The organism is Pseudoalteromonas sp. 0802 (assembly GCF_013350085.1).
Classification (GTDB): Bacteria; Pseudomonadota; Gammaproteobacteria; order Enterobacterales; family Alteromonadaceae; genus Pseudoalteromonas.
Genome location: NZ_JABVXE010000002.1, coordinates 250289 through 268000, shown reverse-complemented (window position 1 = coordinate 268000; position 17712 = coordinate 250289). Strand labels below are relative to the sequence as shown.

Genomic DNA, 17712 nt, shown 5'->3' with positions numbered 1-17712 from the left:
GAGGTTTAATATGTTTAAAGTTTTAACCTTAGCAGCTTTAGTCTCGTTAGCAGTACCTACCAACGCAAATGAAATTACAGCTGAGTTTCTTAAAAAAGAGCTAAAACTTGCTCATTCTCAGTACATCAAAGGTTCGAGCGATAGTGCGCTCTATGCGTTAAATGCACTTTCAAGAATTCTTGAGCTTGATAGCGCTAAAACGCTGCAAACAGAGGTAGGCCCTAACAATCTTGCTTTTACTTATCTTCGCATTGGACTCATTTATGAGCATGCTGGTGATCAGCAGCAAGCCAACAGCTATTTTGCCAAAGCGATGAATGCTCACCAAGGCGAAAAACTTCAGCTTGCAGAGCTCAAAGCGTATATAACTAAATTAGATAAATCAGCTGCTCACTTAATTTAAATATAATTGGAAATACAAGGAAGACGATGATCAAATGGCACGAACTAAATAAATATCAAAAAGCTGCATTTTGGTGCTTGATAGCTATTGTTGGTTGGTTCTCACCTGAGATTGCACTGTTATTTCATTTTGGTGGAATAGAAGTTGTATTTGCTTTTTTAGCAATGTACAGCTTGCCTATCATCAGAGTAGTGCGTTCTTACCTTCAAAAAATTAGAGAAAAACTGTTACTTGCCTATGTGTCATTTCAAAAAAGTGCCTCTGGTAAACCCAACGTCTTTTTAATGCAAACGGTATTCTGCTGTATTGCAGTTGCACTCACCGGATCATTTTCTTTTGCAATGGTATTTTTAATGCCAGGAATGATGTTAAACAATATGCTTGTTTGATTGGGTTAAAGTTAGCGAGATACGAGTTACAAGAGTAAAGTTAGCGAGTTTCGAGGGTAAAGTTAGCGAGATACGAGAGTAAAGTTAGCGACATACAAGGGTAAAGTTTGCGAGTTACAAGTTGGTAGGAGGCGTTTTAACGCCGAACAAGTAGCAGCGATTTTATATCGCGTCCTAGAGCCTAAATCCTAGTGCCTAATGTTTTTTAACGCGTTTGTAGGTCGTGCTTTAGCGAGTTACAAGGGTAAATTTAGCCGGTAGCGTTTTAACGTCGAATAACTCAGAATCATGGTCCAATCCGTTCCTTCGAGTCCAATAAAAAAACACTGTAAATTATGAATGAATTGATAGAGATAGGTTTAAGTACTGTAAAGCGACATCCGTTTTTACCGTTTTCGATTTACTGCGCTAATGATGAACAACATATTGTAAATGTGCCTATCGCAAACCCATTACTTGTCGTTGTATTATCTGGCAGCAAAACGCTAATAGATATAGAAGAAGTTAACTGCAATGCAGGTGATTTTGTCTTTATGGCAAATACACCACAGGTTGCAATGCGCAATATTCCACAAAACTTTGGCTATATTGCGTTATTGATTGAATTTGATTACACCGACTTTGAGTGTTTGAAATATCAAGCCAGCACAAAGAAAAATTTCATCACTGGGCAAGTCGATCCGCTGTTTCAAATGACCTTAAAACAATTTATTGAATGGGCTGCAGTAACACCACCACAATTATGGCAAATTAGAAGACAAGAGCTGCTGCAAGTGCTATTTTCCCAGGGGTTCAAAGACTTAGGTTCAATTATTGAGCCACCAACACTGACCCACAAAGTACATACTATCATCGCGAGTGATTTAACGCGTGATTGGGATGCAAACAGTATTGCAGCGACATTAGCGATGAGCGAATCGACACTCAGAAGAAAGTTAACCGCAGAAGACAGTAGTTTTCAGTTAATTAAAGATAACGCACGTTTAAGCCACGGACTACATTTGATTCAAAGTAGCTCACAATCTATTGGCACTATTGCCCAGCAATGTGGTTTTTCGTCGCAATCTAGATTCACCGATAAGTTTAAACTTTTGTTTAATACGACTCCAACAGCCCTTCGTAAAACAATAATGAGCGAAGCAGGCTAATAATTGACAGTTTTGGTACTAATTTGATCTGTCTTTGCTAGGTATTATGATTATTCTTATTAATCGGAGAATATTATGAAATCATCAACATTGAAAATTGCTACACCGTTATTTCTGCTATGTTTATCTGGCACCACATTCGCTGAGACATTTACTCTAACAAGCAAAGACATTGCCCATGGTGACTTTATGGGGAGTGCGCAAGAGTTTAAAGGGTTTGGTTGTAATGGTGATAACCTTTCTCCACAACTTGCTTGGCAAAATGCACCTAAAGGAACTGAAGCATTCGCATTGACCGTTTATGATCCAGATGCGCCTACAGGGAGTGGCTGGTGGCATTGGCAAGTTGTGAATATCCCTAAGTCGGTATCAAGTTTAGCAAGCGGTGCGGGCAGTACAAAGAAGAATGCAATGCCAAAAGGCAGTGTGCAGATCACAAATGATTATGGTTTCAAAGGCTTTGGCGGCGCTTGCCCACCGGAGGGACATGGCGCTCACCGATATCAATTTACACTACATGCGTTATCACAAAAACTTGAATTACCAGAGAATGCATCAGGCGCGTTAGCAGGCTATATGATTAATGCCTATTCACTAGATTCAGCAACAATTGAAGCGCTTTATAAGCGTTGAGTATAGCAAGTTGCTAGGTGAAAGTTAGCGAGATACGAGAGTAAAGTTAGCGAGTTACAAGTTTGTAGGAGGCGTTTTAACGCCGAACATCTAAGGTTCACGGCTGAAGCCGTTCCTACGTGAAAATTTCCACGGTTTTTGTCGCCATAAATGACGACCTACATGGGCACTCGTAGGCGTGAAATTTGTTTAGCGCGTTTGTAGGTCGTGCTTTAGCGTGTTAAAAGGGTAAAGTTAGCCAGTTTCGAGGGTAAAGCTTGTAGGAGGCGTTTTAACGCCGAACATCTAAGGTTCACGGCTGAAGCCGTTCCTACGTGAAAATTTCCACGGTTTTTGTCGCCATAAATGACGACCTACATGGGCACTCGTAGGCGTGAAATTTGTTTAGCGCGTTTGTAGGTCGTGCTTTAGCGTGTTAAAAGGGTAAAGTTAGCCAGTTTCGAGGGTAAAGCTTGTAGGAGGCGTTTTAACGCCGAACATCTAAGGTTCACGGCTGAAGCCGTTCCTACGTGAAAATTTCCACGGTTTTTGTCGCCATAAATGTCGACCTACATGGGCACTCGTAGGCGTGAAACTTGTTTCGCGCGATATTATGTAGGTCGTGCTTTAGCGCGTTAAAAGGGTAAAGTTAGCGAGTTTCAAGTTTGTAGGAGGCGTTTTAACGCCGAACAAGTAGCAGCGATTTTATATCGCGTCCTAGAGCCTAAATCCTAGTGCCTAATGTTTTATAACGTAGGTGTAAAACTTGTTTCGCGCGTTTGTTTTTAAATAGTCGCGGCATAAAGCCGCTGCTACTTAAATTGCATGGCCTCAAACATCATTGACTCGCAACTTTAATCTTCTTTCTTTGCTTTTTTCGCGAGAATTTCAACTTCGGCTTTTTCGGTTACGCCTGCCATACTGAGGGCTGTGCTGCCTACTGATTCATATTCAAGTTTGATTTTATCGAGTTTAGCGTCGTTTTTGTCTGGCAAATTTAAGCTACGTGATGACATTCCTTTGGTTAAAACACCTAGGTTATCAAATACTTTTTCTTCACCGTTGTTCATAACGACTTTAATTTTCTTAAGATTCACAGTGCCGTGGGTGCACTTAACTTTAATATGGCTGTAGTGGCTGCTGGTGATAGGGTTAACGGTATCGGTTTCGCTTTTGTAGCTAACCTTTTTCTCTGCAATTGTTTTCCAGTCGTCATCACTAGCTAGGCTTTGAGTACTGGTTAAGGCCAAAAATGTGGTTAAAGCGATGAGTTTGACTATTTTCATTTGATTCCCTCCAAAAATTATCATCATTAAAATTTATAGCATATAAACAGATTGGTTGCCTATGCAAAGTTCATAAAATAGAACCAAAAACATTTTTTAATCGTATTAACTAATACGTTATAAATTCACCAACCTTAATCAGCATGCTATGCTAGTAAAGTGTCTATAAGTTTATGGATTTTCAATGAGATATTACTTTTGTTTAGTGGCTTTTTTACTATCAACCTCATCAATTGCCAGCGCTCTGCTGGATGTAAAGCCGAGCAATAAAACGCAGTTTTTGGCTCTTATAAAAGACAAGAAAGGTGATTACAAAACAAAAGAGGGCAGTGATGCGGTTTGTCAAAACGCATCTTTTTCATTGATAAAAGAGCCAACGCAAGGCTTTAGCTTAGGGACGTTAATCGATTTTAGTGACTTACATAACGGTACGCAGGTAAAGAAGATACCTAACTTTTGTGTTGTCAGTTCGAAGTTAAAATACTTTGTAAATGGCATTGTTAGAACTAAGCGCTACTTTCGCTGTGATAATGAAGACGACAACGGTTCAACAACTGAAGATCTACGTTTTAAAGATAATGGCAATATTACTTATACACTGAGTAAACCTGACGTTTCTTGTGTGTTTGAAAAGCAATAATTGTATGCCTCGCGCAATTTTAAGCCTATGATGGGCTTTATTTTTAATTGAAAATCTTATGACTAGCCAATTTATTCAAGCATTTTTAGTGCTTGCTGCTTTTTATATAGCAAGCCTTATTATTGACCGCGCAATTAAACAGTTTCAACGTCGCTTTGATTCAACCGCTCTTGAAACTTTTCGGCTTATTTCTAACTCGCAGCGCGCTATTTTATTATTCATTGGTATTGTGCTGGCGTTATCGAAACTGGGTTTTGACGTAGCCGCGTTAGTTGCCGGTTTAGGACTAACAGGCTTTGCTTTGGGTTTTGCGCTGAAGGATGCTATTTCAAACCTAGTAGCAGGTGTCATGATTGTGCTTTATAAACCCATTAAACTTGGTAATTACATTGAAGTGAGTAATTCAAAGGGCACTGTGATTGACCTTAATTTGCGTTATATCACAATTAAAGGCGAGGGAGCGGTGCATTTAATTCCTAACTCTTTAATTTTAAGTAATAAAGTGTCAATCATTGATCGCGAAGACGATTAATCACAAATCTTAGCCATAAAAAAAGCAGCCTAGGCTGCTTTTTTAAGTTTTAGCAAATTACATTTGAGATTGCAGGTAATTCTCAAGCCCTGCGGTTTTGATTAACTGCTGCTGTGTTTCAAGCCAATCAATCTGTTCTTCTTGCTCATTTAAGATGTTATCTAGCGCTTCACGGCTGATGTAATCTTTTTTCTCTTCAGCAAGTTTAATTGCCGCTTTAAGATCAGGTAGAGAATCAAGTTCAAAGCTCATATTCGCTTCGATCATTTCTTCAGAGTTTTCACCAATACGTAGGCGACCTAAATCTTGTAGGTTTGGTAAACCTTCTAAAAACAAAATACGCTCAATTAAACGGTCGGCGTTTTTCATTTTTTGAATAGATACTTTGTAATCAGCTTTGTCTAATTTAGAAAAGCCAAAATCTTTAAACATACGAGCGTGTAAAAAGTATTGGTTAATACCTACTAATTCATTCGCTAATACTTTATTAAGTGCAGCAATGACGCTTTTATCGCCTTTCATACAATTAGCCTCTATTCGCCCATTTGAGATTGATGGTAGTTTTGGCTACCAATTTTGTCGATTAGACCAAGCTGTTGTTCTAACCAGTAAACATGATCTTCTTCTGTATCAAATAATAGCTTTTCAAGCACTTCGCGTGATTGATAGTCTTTTTCTTGTTCACAGATGGCAATTGCTTCTTTAACACAGTCAACCACTTCTAGTTCAAGTGTTAAATCGTTTTGCATCATGCTTTTAACGTCTGAGCCAATTAATAGATCACGACGCTTAGTCATGTTTGGTACGCCTTCTAAAAACAGAATACGTTTGATCAACCAATCAGCGTGATCTTTTTCTTCTTCCATTTCGTGGTTAAGACGCTCATACAGCTTATTTAGGCCCCAATCGTCATACATACGAGAATGAATAAAGTATTGATCTATAGCAGCTAATTCGTTTGCGAGTAGTTTGTTAAAACTATCTATGACTTTTTGATTACCTTTCATAATGCTGTCCTCAAATTCCAAGTTGCGGTAATTGTAGTATATAAAAACAAGATTGCAAACTTTTTCCTTTGTAAATCAGTTGTTTACTATTGAGTGTGATTCTCGTTTAAGTTTGCGTTAATGGTTGATAAATGAACAATTTATCGTTTCTATTCTTAAATGAAAAAAGCCCTTACTAAGAAGGGCTTGTTGTTCTAAACAAAATTTAACTTAGAAACTATAGGTTGCACCAAGTGTCACTGTAGTACCTAAACCTTTAATGTTATAGCCACCATAGGTGTATGACTGGGCACGGGCAGGGTAGTAATCATTGTTAAATAGGTTTTCTACACCCATAAACGCTTGCCAGTTATCGCTAAAGTTATAACGACCGCTGAGGTTAAATAGGTTGTAACTGCTAATTGGCCCTTGGTCGCCAACATAGTCGCCGTCTGCATTTGGTTCAAAGCGTTTGCGTGAACCCACATATAAATAGCTCACCGTAAGTGATAACTCATCATTAGGCTGCCAGTTTAAATTAGCAGTGCCTTTTGGTGGGCTTATTTGGCGTGAACCTAAGTAAATGTCTTCTTCGGTGTTTTTACCTTCAACATAGCTGTAAGTTGCAACCAGTTTTAGAGTTGGGTTAATTTTATAATCAACTAATGTTTCGTAACCCCAAATCTCTTGAGGTGCACGTACCGGCTCATACACACCGGTTACTTCATTAAAGCTGTTTGTGGTGCCAAACTCTGATGTACTGCGGTAAGCTGCAAATTCAAAACGTAAGTCATCAAACTGTGAGGTAAAACCAATTTCATAGTTATCAATGATTGATGCTTCTGTTTGAATTAGACCAATATCATTCACCGTTGCTGAACGTAGTAGGCGGCCGATATCTGAGATATCAGACCCTTGTGAATAATTGGCAAATGGGCTGAAAGCCTCAAGTAAATTATATTTAACACCTACATTGTAAGTGGTTGCATCGTAATCAATGGTGTCGCCTTTTACGCTAAGTGGCACAGAGCACTGTGTTTCAGAGCGGCAAAGCTTTAAGGTGTTGTAATCATCAACGGTTAAATCAATGCTCTCTTGGCGCACACCCGCTTTAATGACTAAATCATTATCGATTACCCATTTTGTTTGTAAAAAGCCAGCAAGGCTTTCCATATCCATTTCTGGTACCCAAACACGGCCATCTACAAGTGGCTGAGACGTCACATCATTCAGTGCATCAAGGCCATAAATGAAGGTGGCTTCAACATTGTCAAAATCAACAAGGGTATTAAAGGTAGCGCGTGCACCTTTCTTTTCAGAGCGAATAATTGATTGGCCGCCTTCGTAGCCTTCGTCTGGGTTAGCTAAGTTTGTAGAAAAGAAAAACACATTCTCGATATTCTGCATGTAAAGGTCGAGTGTCATTTGTGTATTAGTAAACAGGGCGTAGTCTGTGTATTTTAAGGTAATGTTTTCGTTACCATCTGGGCCTTGTGGTTTACCTTGCTTTTGTAGCTCTTTAGGTACATGAATAGCATAGGTTTTTTCGCCATCGTTTAGGTTACCAACAACGTCACCTAAATCGGTTTTTTGTTGAGAGCTAAAGTAGTTATAGCTAAATTGCAGTTGCTTTTCATCGTCAAAGTCATAACCAAGCTTGGTGAAGTAGTTTTCTGTTACTGCATCAGATAAACCATACTGTAGGCCAAGAATATCGCCTTCGGCGTCACGTTGAACACCATTTTCTTCGTAACTTGCGGTAAATAAATAGCTAATTTTATCTGCTCGGCCATTAACCGCTGCAGAGACTCGCGCACCAGCGCTTTCCTCTAGTTTTACTGCACTAAAACGTGACGATAGGCTGATCTCACCTTCTGGCTGGCCATCACTTGTAGCCTGCTTTGTGATGTAGTTAATAATACCGCCCGATGCACCATTACCATAAACAGAGGTAGCACCTTTGATCACTTCGATACGCGCAATGGCACTTGGGTCGAGTGTTTTAACTCCTAATGACCCGTTTCTGAGCGGTGTAGATTGTGGCACACCATCAATCATCACAAGTGGTGCACGGCCACGTAAACTCTGACCTGTATTACTCGAACTACCTGTATCTGGAGCAAGGCCTGGTACCATTTGCGCAAGTAAGCTTTGTAGCTCTGGATTAACTTTTAAATGCTCTTCAATTTGCTTTTGGCTAATAATCGTTACAGAAGCGGGTACTTCATCAATGCTTTCAAATACACGGCTGCCTGATACAACAACGTGTTCCATTTCTTCTGCGGTAAGTTTTTTATTGATGGCATCATCAGCAAATGCTTGGCTGCTAATTGCAATAGCGACCAGAGTCAGTGAAGTTTTTAACATGTTTATCCTTGTTAAATCGGTATTTATTATGTGATTGTGCGGCAGTCTAAATGTAAAGAAGTGTAAAGGCAAGGCTAATGATAATTATTTGCAATAAATTGTTGGGTTGTTTTAGTCATTTGTATCTGCTTGCTTAAGCCAAAGGGCTTAAATGGAGAGTCATGATAAATAGGGGATTGTCGTGTTTAATAGCCAATAAGTAACAGCAGATTAAAGCTGCTTTAGCTTAAAAAACGTTTCAAGTCATCAGGTATAGGCATTGGTTTGAAAGGGCTAACATTAGTGCCGCCGGTGTTACCGAGTGGTACCCATATACGCGAAAACACAATTGAAGCAGCCATGCGAGCAAACTGACCAATTATTTCCTTGGCATTATGGGTTTTAAAACCAATTTTACACATCCACCAATGAGAGTAAGTATGCGCAATGATATAGCTTTGAGCCAGAATATGAGCCCGCTCTAAGTGATAAAAAGCGGTTGTGTAATCTGCTTTCTTATAACTCGTTGTAGCCAATATCATTTCGTTGTTAAAGGCATGTTTGAGCTCACTATTCATGGCGAATGTCATTTTCAGTAATGGTTGTTTATTTGTAATGCCGTTTGTACCAAAAGTAAATACCTGAAATTGTGAAATATAACGGTGACAAAGCCAATAGTAACCACAGTAATTGCACGATAGGGCCTGCAAAATCACCAATATGAAACTTATATTTAAAGTTCCATGTTTGCGTGGTCCATGAGCTTTGGCTGGCATCATAGCTTGCAACAATATCTGCTGAATATGGGTTTGCCCATACCCAACTATAGGCATGGCTTTCACCCGGGTTCTCTATTCTAAAACCTATGTTATCAGTTGGTTTTTTCGGTAAATAAATTCTAAATAACTTACCCTCAGGAAATACAGTTTGTGCGTTATCAAACGCTTTTTGCACTTGTAAAGGCGTGTCAGCTAAAGGGGGAATAACGGCTGGCGGTTTAGGTCTCTCTTCAACAGTGCCTTGCATCACAAATTCTAATAAGGCTTTGGTTTGTGGCTTCCAGTTAAACGCCATACCTGTGTAAGCAATTAAAATGAGTGGAATTAAAAAATACACACCCAGAACGGTATGCAGCTGATACATCAACACTCTAAATTTAGCTTTACGCTTAATAGCCAAGCGTTTGATGCGATTTTTTGGCTTAACCCAAATATAAAAACCGAGCAGAATTTCAATAATAAGAATGAGCGCACACACCGAAACCCAGTTTCTTAATGGGCGGTTTTTATCGCCATCTTCATATAGCAGCCAGCGGTGCAAAGCCATGGTAAAGCCATAAATCGTACTATAGTAATCGTACTCATGTAACACTTGGCCGTTGTAAGGATTTACACTGACATAGCGGTTGTTTGCCAACTGTAATTGCCAAGCAAGATCACTTCGCTGCTCAGGCATTAACAGGGTAACCGGTTGTTTAGTTGAAGCTGAAACGTGTTTTATGAGGTCATCAAAATCAAGTGCTGAAGCCGCTGGTGTTACAGTCCATTTATCGCTTTGAGTAAGGTATTGAATGTCTTTTGCGTAAATAAGCAAAGCACCGGTCAAACTTAAACAAATCAAAAATAAACCACTTACTAAGGCAAGCAATAAATGCGTACGACGTAACCACAACTTCAACAAGGTTTGTTCCTTCAGTTTGCTGTTAAAACAAAACTGAATTGTAAATGATAACGCGTAACATTTACACTAAAACTTGTTCAATGGTGCAGCTTTCAATTGCAAAGTTATCATGTAAAAAGTGACGTATTTCATCGTTATTGATGTTTTGCTTGGCACTAAACTTGAGCTCGCAATGAACGTGATGATCATCTATTTGCCACGTTTTGAGGTAATCAACATCAGTGATGGCAAATTGGGTTTTAAGCTCAGTAATAGCTGCTGTTAAAGCAAAATTATCAGGGGCTGCTTGCATTAAAATTTTACTGCTCGCTATTAGCAGCAAAATACCATGATAAATGACATACACAGAAATCAGCATAGTGGCAATTAAATCAACAATATACCATTGATAAAGAATAATTAAGGTACCAGCTATGATCACCACCACTGAAGCTAATGCATCAGACACATTATGTATAAACGCAGCACGAATATTCATGCTGTCTTTAGCACCTGCTTTGTAAGTTAAAAGGGCGGTGACAAGGTCAATAATGAGCGCAAGTCCAGCGACCCAAATGATGATCCAACCATCAATGGGCTCAGGGTTTAAATAGTTGGAGATAGCTTCAATAATTAAGTAACCACCAATCACAATTAAACTTAAGCTGTTAAATAGGGTTGCTAAAATTTCAGCGCGTTTATAGCCGTATTGATAACGATCATTAGCAGGTTTGGCACCAATTTTTCGGGCGATTAGGGCAATGAATAACGACGAGGCATCACTTAAATTATGCAGTGCATCAGCAATTAACGATAAACTGCCAGAAACAAGGCCGCCAATCACCTGAGCGACAGTTAATAACACATTGATTGCAACTGCCAGCATGAGTTGGCGGGTGCTTTGGTTATTTGTATCGTGATGATGGTGGTGTCCGTGTCCCATAGAAAATACCGAGTTATTGATTTGCTTTATTTTTATACCATGCGTGTCGTGGTATTGAAATGTTTGTAATGCATTGTTCGTGTACAGATTATAATTTACTGTTCAAATGCCGGTAGATTTGTTAATTTAGCGCCGTTGTACCAATTTTTAGTTCTAATTTTTAGGCTCAATGTGAAAGCTGCATTTTTTATTTTGATTAGCGTATTATTGCTCCAGCCACTGCTGGATAGCTTTGATGTGGCTGATCATAATGCTGCGTTTAATCACACCTCGGTACTGTTATCAGAAGAAATTGACCTTGAAGCCCATTGCACTGCCAATGGCGATCACCAGTTACATCAATTAGAGCATGCCGAGCTTAGCAAACAGTTGTCTGACTCAGCCGAAAAAGGCCATTGTCATGTTTGTCACAGCCCTGCGTTTGTCGATTCGCTGCAATTGTCTGAACCTACTGGTATCTATTTCACTAAAATTGAATCACTTGATTTCAACTTCAAATCGGCTGACTTAGCACCGCTACATCGCCCACCTATTTTAGCTCTTACTTAATCAAAAACCCTTTTTTAGATTTTTTGGGCTTAGCCCATTTTAAGTAAGAGACACTCTATGTATTTAAGAAATTTTATGCGTTACGCATTGCTGTGCGTATGCTATATGACTGTGACAAATATTTATGCGACAGAACAAGCGCATAATCATCAAGAAAATGAGCAAGCTGAGCATGCTAATGAAGTCAGTTTAACTGAGCAGCAACAGCAACTAGCTAATATCAAGGTTGAGCACCTTGTGCTGAAAAAACACAATCAAACCTTGTATGCACCGGGCGAAATTAAAGCCAATGGCTACGCCAGTTATGTGGTGTCACCGCGTGTTGATTCTATCGTTGTAAAACGCCATGCCTTATTAGGACAGCATGTAAATAAAGGAGACTCTTTAGTCACTTTATTTAGTGGCGAAGTAGCCAGCCAGCAAACTGAATTTAGATTAGCAGAAGCCGAGTGGCAACGTGTTACTAAAATGACCGCGGGTACAGTCAGCGAAAAACAAATTTTAACTGCCAAAGCCGAGTATGAAGTGGCTTATAGCCGATTAGTTGCCTTTGGTTTATCAAAACAAGCTATTGCACAAACACTCACCATAAGCCCAGAAAAACTCGGTGAATACACCTTGTTTGCACAAACATCGGGGGCTGTTTTAACCGATAACTTTGCCCAAGGTCAGCGAGTTGATTCGGGGATTGAGCTGATGCTAATAGCCGATGAATCTGCGCTTTGGGTTGCTGCTCAGCTTTCAGCTAATCAAGACCGTACTATCAGTAATGGCTCTAAGGCGCTGTTGGAAGTTAACGGCAATCGCTATCAAGCAAGGGTTATTCAAGAAGCACATACCATTGATGAACAAACTCGTTCACGAACCGTTAGGCTCGAGGTAAAAAACACCCAGCATAGTTTGCACCCAGGCATGTTTGCGGATGTGTATTTTCATTTTGAAACAGACCAAGAGGTACTTGCCGTACCTGAAAACGCATTAACACGTAGTGCAGATGGTGATTGGCAGTTATTTGTCGTTGATGACGATGGTGGCTTTGCTGCCCAAGAAGTAACCCTTGGCAGAAGTTTTGGCGATTATCGTGAAGTATTAGGTATTAAAGCCGGGCTTGAAGTTGTCACCCAAGGTGCTTTTTTTATTGCATCACAGCTAGCTAAAGGCGGATTTGATCCGCATAACCACTAGAGGTGATGCATGTTTAATTTATTAATAGAGGCGGTGATAAAGAACCGTTTACTGGTGTTATTGGCCTTGCTTGCAGCGATTGCAGTGAGTGCATTTATGATACCAAAACTTAATTTAGACGCCTTTCCTGATGTGACGAATGTGCAAGTTGCGGTGAATACCGAAGCGCCAGGGCTTGCGGCTGAAGAAGTTGAGCAGCTGATCACATACCCGATAGAAGCGGTTATGTATGCACTTCCCGATGTAGAGCAGGTCCGTTCTATTTCTAAAACAGGGTTATCCGGTGTCACTGTGGTGTTTAAAGAAGGTGTTGATATTTACTTTGCTAGGCAACTGGTTTTTGAGCGTTTGCAGTCTGCTAAAGAGTTGATCCCAGATGGTGTGGGTATGCCAACCATGGGCCCGAATACATCAGGGCTTGGACAAGTCTATCAGTATTTACTTGAAGCAAAGCCAGATGCCAACATAGATAGCATGGCACTGCGTAGCTTAAATGATTGGGTGGTTAAATTACTTATATTACCTATTGATGGTGTGACCGATATTCTGTCATTTGGCGGTGAGGTTAAGCAGTATCAAGTGAACATAAACCCCAATAAGTTACTTGCTTATGACTTAACACAGCAAGATGTTAGTGACGCTCTAGATGCTAACAACAGTAATGTGGGTGGCTGGTATATGAACCGTGGCCAAGAGCAGCTTGTTATTCGTGGTACAGGTTGGTTTACCCCTGGCGACAAAGGGCTTGCTGAGATTGCGCAAACGCCTATCAAAACCATTGATGGTACGGTCGTTAAAGTGGCTGATGTTGCGAATGTTGAGCTTGGCAGTGAAATTCGCCAAGGCGCTGTCACTTTGTCTAAACGCGATGAACAAGGCGAAATAGTCAATCGTGGTGAAGTAGTAACTGGTATCGTGCTGAAAAGAATGGGCGCTAATACCAAGCAAACGATTGATGGCATTAACGCGCGTATCGAGATGATAAATCAAGCGCTGCCAAAAGGGGTTGAATTTAAAGCCATTTACGACCAAGCAGAACTTATTAGCCAAGCGGTACAAACGGTTATTGACGCACTGCTTTTAGCTTTTGTGTTTATTATCATTGTATTAGCGCTATTTTTGTTAGATTTTAGAGCAACATTTTTGGTGTTATTGTCGATACCTATTTCGATTGGTTTAGCACTGAGTGTAATGGCATGGCTTGGCTTGTCGGCAAACTTAATGTCGTTGGGTGGGATTGCTGTTGCCATTGGTATGCTGGTAGATGGCTCAGTTGTGATGGTTGAGAATGTATTTAGGCACCTAGGGCTTAAGCATAATCAACATAAGCCTTCTTCGCAGCTGGTGGCTATTGCTGCAAAAGAAGTGGCACGGCCTATCTTTTTTGCCTCTTTGATTATTCTAACGGTATTTTTACCGCTGTTTAGCTTTGAAGGCGTTGAGGCGAAGTTATTTCAGCCAATGGCAGTGAGTATTATTCTTGCGATTATTAGCGCTGTTATCGTTGCCTTGGTTGTGGTGCCAGCTCTGTGCGTGTACTTATTTGCTAAAGGCGTGACAGTAAAGCAAAGTATTTTGTTAAAACCTATCGATATGCTTTATCAACGGGCTTTACAAAAAGCATTGCAGGCCAAACGCAGCGTTTTAGCTATAGCAGGGTTATTGTTGATTGTAGCGGCCGTTATACTACCTAGGCTGGGTACTGAATTTGTGCCAGAGCTTGAAGAAGGCACTATTAACCTACGTGTGACACTTGCTCCATCAGCAAGTCTCGATACGGCAATCTCAGTGGCGCCTAAGCTTGAAGCCATGTTGCTTGAATTTAGTGAGGTGGAATATGCGCTTAGCCGAATCGGTAGGGCTGAAGTGGGGGGAGATCCTGAACCAGTTAACAACATTGAAATCTATTTAGGCTTAAAATCTCATGAGCAATGGGTAAACGCGAAAACGCGTGTCGAATTACAGCAACTAATGGAAGCAAAGCTTGAGCAATTCCCAGGACTTTTGTTTAACTTTTCACAGCCTATAGCAACGCGAGTAGATGAGCTTTTATCCGGTGTTAAAGCGCAATTGGCAATAAAATTATTTGGTAGTGACCTAGGCGTTTTAACTGAAAAAGGCCAACAAATTGAGCAGCTAGTTCAGCAAATACCGGGCGCTAAAGATGTTGCTATGGAGCAAATAGGCGGCGAAGCGCAGCTGATAGTTAAACCTAACCGTTTGGCATTGTCGCGCTTTGGCTTATCGGTGGCTGATTTGATGGATGTAGTTCAGCACGGTATTGGCGGGCAATCTGCAGGGCAAATCATTAATGCCAATGAGCGCTATGATATTTATGTGCGTATAGCAAAAAGCTTTCGCCAAAACCCAAATGTGATTGCTGATCTTAGATTGCAAACCCCCACGGGTGCCATTGTAAGGGTGGGGGATGTAGCTGATGTACAAATTGAGTCTGGCGCTGCGCAAGTTCGTCGCGATGATGTTCAAAGGCGAGTGGTTATTCAAGCGAATGTGCAGGGGCGAGATATGGGCTCTGTTGTTGCTGATATACGCGCTACCATTGCCGATAAAATGCAGCTACCAAGTGGTTACAGTGTGGCCATTGGCGGGCAGTTCGAAAACCAACAACGGGCACAACAGCGGCTGATGATAGTAGTACCTGTAGCCTTGTTACTCATTGCGTTATTACTTTATTTTGCTTTTAGTAACCTATCGCAAGTGGTGCTTATTCTAGTCAATGTTCCCTTGGCTGTAATTGGTGGGGTGGTTGCATTGTATGTGTCAGGACAATACTTATCTGTACCCAGTTCAGTAGGGTTTATCACACTGTTTGGTGTTGCTGTATTGAATGGTGTGGTGATGGTCGAAAGTATTAATCAAAGGATTAGTGCAGGAGATAGCAAAGATAAAGCAGTATTTGAAGGCGCTGTTTCAAGGCTAAGACCTGTACTCATGACCGCGCTTACTTCAATGCTTGGGCTAATTCCAATGCTCCTTAGCACAGGAATAGGGGCCGAAATACAAAAGCCACTTGCTACGGTTATTGTTGGCGGCTTGGTCAGTGCAACCTTCTTAACTTTATTTGTACTTCCGGTACTTTATAAGTCGATGAGTAAATAAAGCATAATGGGGCTAACTTTTAGTAGCCCCTTTTTAATGCCGTGTATTTCTGTAAAGGGCGTTTACACCATGCTAAAGCCCTTATAAACTGGGCGTTACAATAATGATGTAAAAAAGGAATACAGAGTGAGTAACGCAATTACAATTCGTCCGGCAGTCGCGAGTGATGCTGCAACAATCCTACATTTTATTACCGAACTTGCTATTTACGAAAAAGAACCCGACGCAGTTAAAACAGACGAGCAAGCTATTTTAAAAACGTTGTTCAGTGAAGGCGCAACGGCGCATAGTGTTATTTGTTTAGACGGCGACACACCAATTGGTTTTGCTGTGTATTTTTATAATTACTCAACCTGGCTTGGTAAAAATGGTTTGTATTTAGAAGATCTTTACGTCAGCGCAGACAGCCGTGGTAAAGGCGCTGGTAAGCAAATTATGCAATATCTTGCTAAACAAGCACTAGAAAAAGACTGTGGTCGTTTTGAGTGGGTGGTACTTGATTGGAATAAACCAGCCATTGATTTTTACGACAGCATTGGTGCTAAACCGCAAAACGAATGGATTATTTACCGCCTAACAGGCCAAGAGCTTATCGACTTTGCGCAACAATAAGTAATGTTGTTATAGCTTAAAACAAACAAATAACAATATAAATAAAAATCATTTGCATTTGATCTTTTCTGTGTGTAGTTTAAATACACATAGAATGATTGGTATAAGTGCAGGTGATTTTTATGACTCAAACAACACGCCACACACCGTTAACTTCGCACGCCATTGATGATGCGCTTGCCCCTTGGCAAAGTGCAATTTATCAAGGCAACTTAGCATTTGAAACTGGCGAGCTTATTACTGCGCGTGATCATTACACGGTTGCCAGCAGCTGCGCTGAAACACTACTCGCGCAATTTTCTAATATTCCAATCAACCAGTCGGTAACTCGCTCGTTAGAGCATTGTATTGCAGCATTTGTTGTTGCCACTTTGAATCTTGCCGACACCTTTAAAGTCATGCAAAAACCCGATAAAGCCTGCACCTGGCTTTGCCATGCTCATCAACGATTAAGCGTGCTATTAAATCACCCAGAGCAGCAAGTTCGCACCTTGGTGTTGCACCATCATCATAAAACCTATTATGAGCTGGTTAAGTTTGCGAGCATGGCATCGGCATTTCCGACACTCATTAACCGAATCAATCAGCTATTAGCTGACCATCCCCACAAAACGCAGTTATTACATTAACGATAAGGAATCTGTATGCCTTTTACATTACCCGATTTAGCGTATGACTATGATGCACTTGAACCGCACATTGATGCGAAAACCATGGAAATTCATCACACTTTGCATCATCAAACCTATATTAATAAAGCGAATGCTGCACTAGAGGGCAGCCATTACTCTGAGCAAGATGCTGAAACATTACTACGCGCTATTTCATCAATGCCTGAGTCTTTACAAAAAGCAGTACAAGAGCATGTGGGTGGCCATCATAATCACTCATTATTTTGGCAGGTTATGTCACCTAATGGCGGCGGCACACCAAGTGCAGAATTAAACACCGCCATTGTTGATACATTTGGCAGCTTTGACTCATTCAAAGAGCAATTTACTAATGCCGCGGTAAGCCGCTTTGGCAGTGGCTGGGCGTGGTTATGTGTTGATGAAAATAACCAATTGGTCGTTGAAAGTAGCCTCAATCAAGATAGCCCACTGATGCATAATCATGCGCCTATTTTAGGGCTTGATGTGTGGGAGCATGCGTATTACTTGAAGTATCAAAATCGTCGCCCTGAATATATTGCTGCATTTTACGAAGTGATCAATTGGCCGGAAGTTGAGCGCCGATATTTAGCCGCAGTTAAATAGCTGTTTAAATAGTTAAGGTCCGAAACTGGCTAGTCAAAAAATAATA

General features: G+C 40.6%; 19 protein-coding genes. 12 read left to right on the top strand and 7 right to left on the bottom strand.

Annotation, left to right across the window (positions count from 1 at the left end):
• The first annotated feature begins 10 nt into the window (after positions 1-10).
• The 4 genes from HUS61_RS06005 (at position 11) to HUS61_RS05990 (ending at position 2573) form a co-directional block, all read left to right on the top strand.
• On the top strand, positions 11-403 hold the full coding sequence (locus HUS61_RS06005; protein WP_175081509.1) for a hypothetical protein: 393 nt from the start codon (positions 11-13) through the stop codon (positions 401-403).
• Positions 404-429: 26 nt separating this feature from the next.
• Positions 430-792, top strand: a complete 363-nt coding sequence (locus tag HUS61_RS06000) for a hypothetical protein (RefSeq protein ID WP_062568001.1) — start codon at positions 430-432, stop codon at positions 790-792.
• Positions 793-1127: 335 nt separating this feature from the next.
• Positions 1128-1940, top strand: a complete 813-nt coding sequence (locus HUS61_RS05995) for a helix-turn-helix transcriptional regulator (protein WP_175081181.1) — start codon at positions 1128-1130, stop codon at positions 1938-1940.
• Positions 1941-2015: 75 nt separating this feature from the next.
• Entirely contained in the window at positions 2016-2573 is a 558-nt protein-coding gene (locus tag HUS61_RS05990) for a YbhB/YbcL family Raf kinase inhibitor-like protein (protein ID WP_063530382.1), read from the top strand.
• 833 nt (positions 2574-3406) lie between these two features.
• Here the strand turns inward: HUS61_RS05990 and HUS61_RS05985 are convergent.
• On the bottom strand, positions 3407-3838 hold the full coding sequence (locus HUS61_RS05985; protein WP_055199127.1) for a hypothetical protein: 432 nt from the start codon (positions 3836-3838) through the stop codon (positions 3407-3409).
• Positions 3839-4022: 184 nt separating this feature from the next.
• Here HUS61_RS05985 and HUS61_RS05980 point away from each other — a divergent pair, with 184 nt between their 5' ends.
• Both HUS61_RS05980 and HUS61_RS05975 read left to right on the top strand, forming a co-directional pair.
• Complete coding sequence (locus HUS61_RS05980; RefSeq protein ID WP_175081508.1) at positions 4023-4478, top strand: hypothetical protein; 456 nt, start codon at positions 4023-4025, stop codon at positions 4476-4478.
• Between the two features lie 58 nt (positions 4479-4536).
• Positions 4537-5010: a mechanosensitive ion channel family protein gene (locus tag HUS61_RS05975; RefSeq protein ID WP_054552094.1), complete on the top strand. Its 474-nt coding sequence runs from the start codon at positions 4537-4539 to the stop codon at positions 5008-5010.
• A gap of 57 nt (positions 5011-5067) precedes the next feature.
• On the opposite strand, the gene bfr (HUS61_RS05970) is transcribed toward HUS61_RS05975, so the two are convergent.
• From bfr (HUS61_RS05970) to HUS61_RS05945, 6 genes are all read right to left on the bottom strand, one after another.
• Complete coding sequence (gene bfr / locus HUS61_RS05970) at positions 5068-5532, bottom strand: bacterioferritin (protein ID WP_054552095.1); 465 nt, start codon at positions 5530-5532, stop codon at positions 5068-5070.
• Between the two features lie 11 nt (positions 5533-5543).
• On the bottom strand, positions 5544-6017 hold the full coding sequence (gene bfr / locus HUS61_RS05965) for a bacterioferritin (protein WP_054552096.1): 474 nt from the start codon (positions 6015-6017) through the stop codon (positions 5544-5546).
• A gap of 210 nt (positions 6018-6227) precedes the next feature.
• Positions 6228-8363, bottom strand: a complete 2136-nt coding sequence (locus tag HUS61_RS05960; protein ID WP_175081507.1) for a TonB-dependent receptor — start codon at positions 8361-8363, stop codon at positions 6228-6230.
• Between the two features lie 221 nt (positions 8364-8584).
• Positions 8585-8920 carry a DUF3703 domain-containing protein gene (locus HUS61_RS05955; RefSeq protein WP_175081506.1) on the bottom strand — a complete coding sequence of 112 codons (336 nt, stop codon included), beginning with the start codon at positions 8918-8920 and terminating at the stop codon, positions 8585-8587.
• Positions 8921-8948: 28 nt separating this feature from the next.
• Complete coding sequence (locus HUS61_RS05950) at positions 8949-10019, bottom strand: PepSY domain-containing protein (protein ID WP_175081717.1); 1071 nt, start codon at positions 10017-10019, stop codon at positions 8949-8951.
• Positions 10020-10083: 64 nt separating this feature from the next.
• Entirely contained in the window at positions 10084-10944 is an 861-nt protein-coding gene (locus HUS61_RS05945; RefSeq protein ID WP_175081505.1) for a cation diffusion facilitator family transporter, read from the bottom strand.
• A gap of 171 nt (positions 10945-11115) precedes the next feature.
• Here HUS61_RS05945 and HUS61_RS05940 point away from each other — a divergent pair, with 171 nt between their 5' ends.
• The 6 genes from HUS61_RS05940 to HUS61_RS05915 all read left to right on the top strand — a co-directional run bounded on the left by HUS61_RS05940 (position 11116) and on the right by HUS61_RS05915 (position 17666).
• The gene (locus HUS61_RS05940) at positions 11116-11493 is read left to right on the top strand and encodes a hypothetical protein (protein ID WP_175081504.1); all 378 of its coding nucleotides are present in this window, start codon (positions 11116-11118) and stop codon (positions 11491-11493) included.
• Positions 11494-11550: 57 nt separating this feature from the next.
• The gene (locus HUS61_RS05935) at positions 11551-12678 is read left to right on the top strand and encodes an efflux RND transporter periplasmic adaptor subunit (RefSeq protein WP_175081503.1); all 1128 of its coding nucleotides are present in this window, start codon (positions 11551-11553) and stop codon (positions 12676-12678) included.
• A gap of 9 nt (positions 12679-12687) precedes the next feature.
• Entirely contained in the window at positions 12688-15798 is a 3111-nt protein-coding gene (locus HUS61_RS05930) for an efflux RND transporter permease subunit (RefSeq protein ID WP_175081502.1), read from the top strand.
• Between the two features lie 126 nt (positions 15799-15924).
• Positions 15925-16410: a GNAT family N-acetyltransferase gene (locus tag HUS61_RS05925; RefSeq protein WP_175081501.1), complete on the top strand. Its 486-nt coding sequence runs from the start codon at positions 15925-15927 to the stop codon at positions 16408-16410.
• 122 nt (positions 16411-16532) lie between these two features.
• On the top strand, positions 16533-17039 hold the full coding sequence (locus HUS61_RS05920) for a hypothetical protein (RefSeq protein WP_175081500.1): 507 nt from the start codon (positions 16533-16535) through the stop codon (positions 17037-17039).
• A 15-nt stretch (positions 17040-17054) separates the two neighbouring features.
• Entirely contained in the window at positions 17055-17666 is a 612-nt protein-coding gene (locus HUS61_RS05915) for a superoxide dismutase (protein WP_175081499.1), read from the top strand.
• The last annotated feature ends 46 nt before the right edge of the window (positions 17667-17712 follow it).

Bases quoted from the DNA above. Each gene is read 5' to 3' on its own strand.
- HUS61_RS06005 (WP_175081509.1), top strand. From the start codon at position 11: ATGTTTAAAGTTTTAACCTTAGCAGCTTTAGTCTCGTTAGCAGTACCT.
- HUS61_RS06000 (WP_062568001.1), top strand. From the start codon at position 430: ATGATCAAATGGCACGAACTAAATAAATATCAAAAAGCTGCATTTTGG.
- HUS61_RS05995 (WP_175081181.1), top strand. From the start codon at position 1,128: ATGAATGAATTGATAGAGATAGGTTTAAGTACTGTAAAGCGACATCCG.
- HUS61_RS05990 (WP_063530382.1), top strand. From the start codon at position 2,016: ATGAAATCATCAACATTGAAAATTGCTACACCGTTATTTCTGCTATGT.
- HUS61_RS05985 (WP_055199127.1), bottom strand. From the start codon at position 3,838: ATGAAAATAGTCAAACTCATCGCTTTAACCACATTTTTGGCCTTAACC.
- HUS61_RS05980 (WP_175081508.1), top strand. From the start codon at position 4,023: ATGAGATATTACTTTTGTTTAGTGGCTTTTTTACTATCAACCTCATCA.
- HUS61_RS05975 (WP_054552094.1), top strand. From the start codon at position 4,537: ATGACTAGCCAATTTATTCAAGCATTTTTAGTGCTTGCTGCTTTTTAT.
- bfr (WP_054552095.1), bottom strand. From the start codon at position 5,532: ATGAAAGGCGATAAAAGCGTCATTGCTGCACTTAATAAAGTATTAGCG.
- bfr (WP_054552096.1), bottom strand. From the start codon at position 6,017: ATGAAAGGTAATCAAAAAGTCATAGATAGTTTTAACAAACTACTCGCA.
- HUS61_RS05960 (WP_175081507.1), bottom strand. From the start codon at position 8,363: ATGTTAAAAACTTCACTGACTCTGGTCGCTATTGCAATTAGCAGCCAA.
- HUS61_RS05955 (WP_175081506.1), bottom strand. From the start codon at position 8,920: ATGAATAGTGAGCTCAAACATGCCTTTAACAACGAAATGATATTGGCT.
- HUS61_RS05945 (WP_175081505.1), bottom strand. From the start codon at position 10,944: ATGGGACACGGACACCACCATCATCACGATACAAATAACCAAAGCACC.
- HUS61_RS05935 (WP_175081503.1), top strand. From the start codon at position 11,551: ATGTATTTAAGAAATTTTATGCGTTACGCATTGCTGTGCGTATGCTAT.
- HUS61_RS05930 (WP_175081502.1), top strand. From the start codon at position 12,688: ATGTTTAATTTATTAATAGAGGCGGTGATAAAGAACCGTTTACTGGTG.
- HUS61_RS05920 (WP_175081500.1), top strand. From the start codon at position 16,533: ATGACTCAAACAACACGCCACACACCGTTAACTTCGCACGCCATTGAT.
- HUS61_RS05915 (WP_175081499.1), top strand. From the start codon at position 17,055: ATGCCTTTTACATTACCCGATTTAGCGTATGACTATGATGCACTTGAA.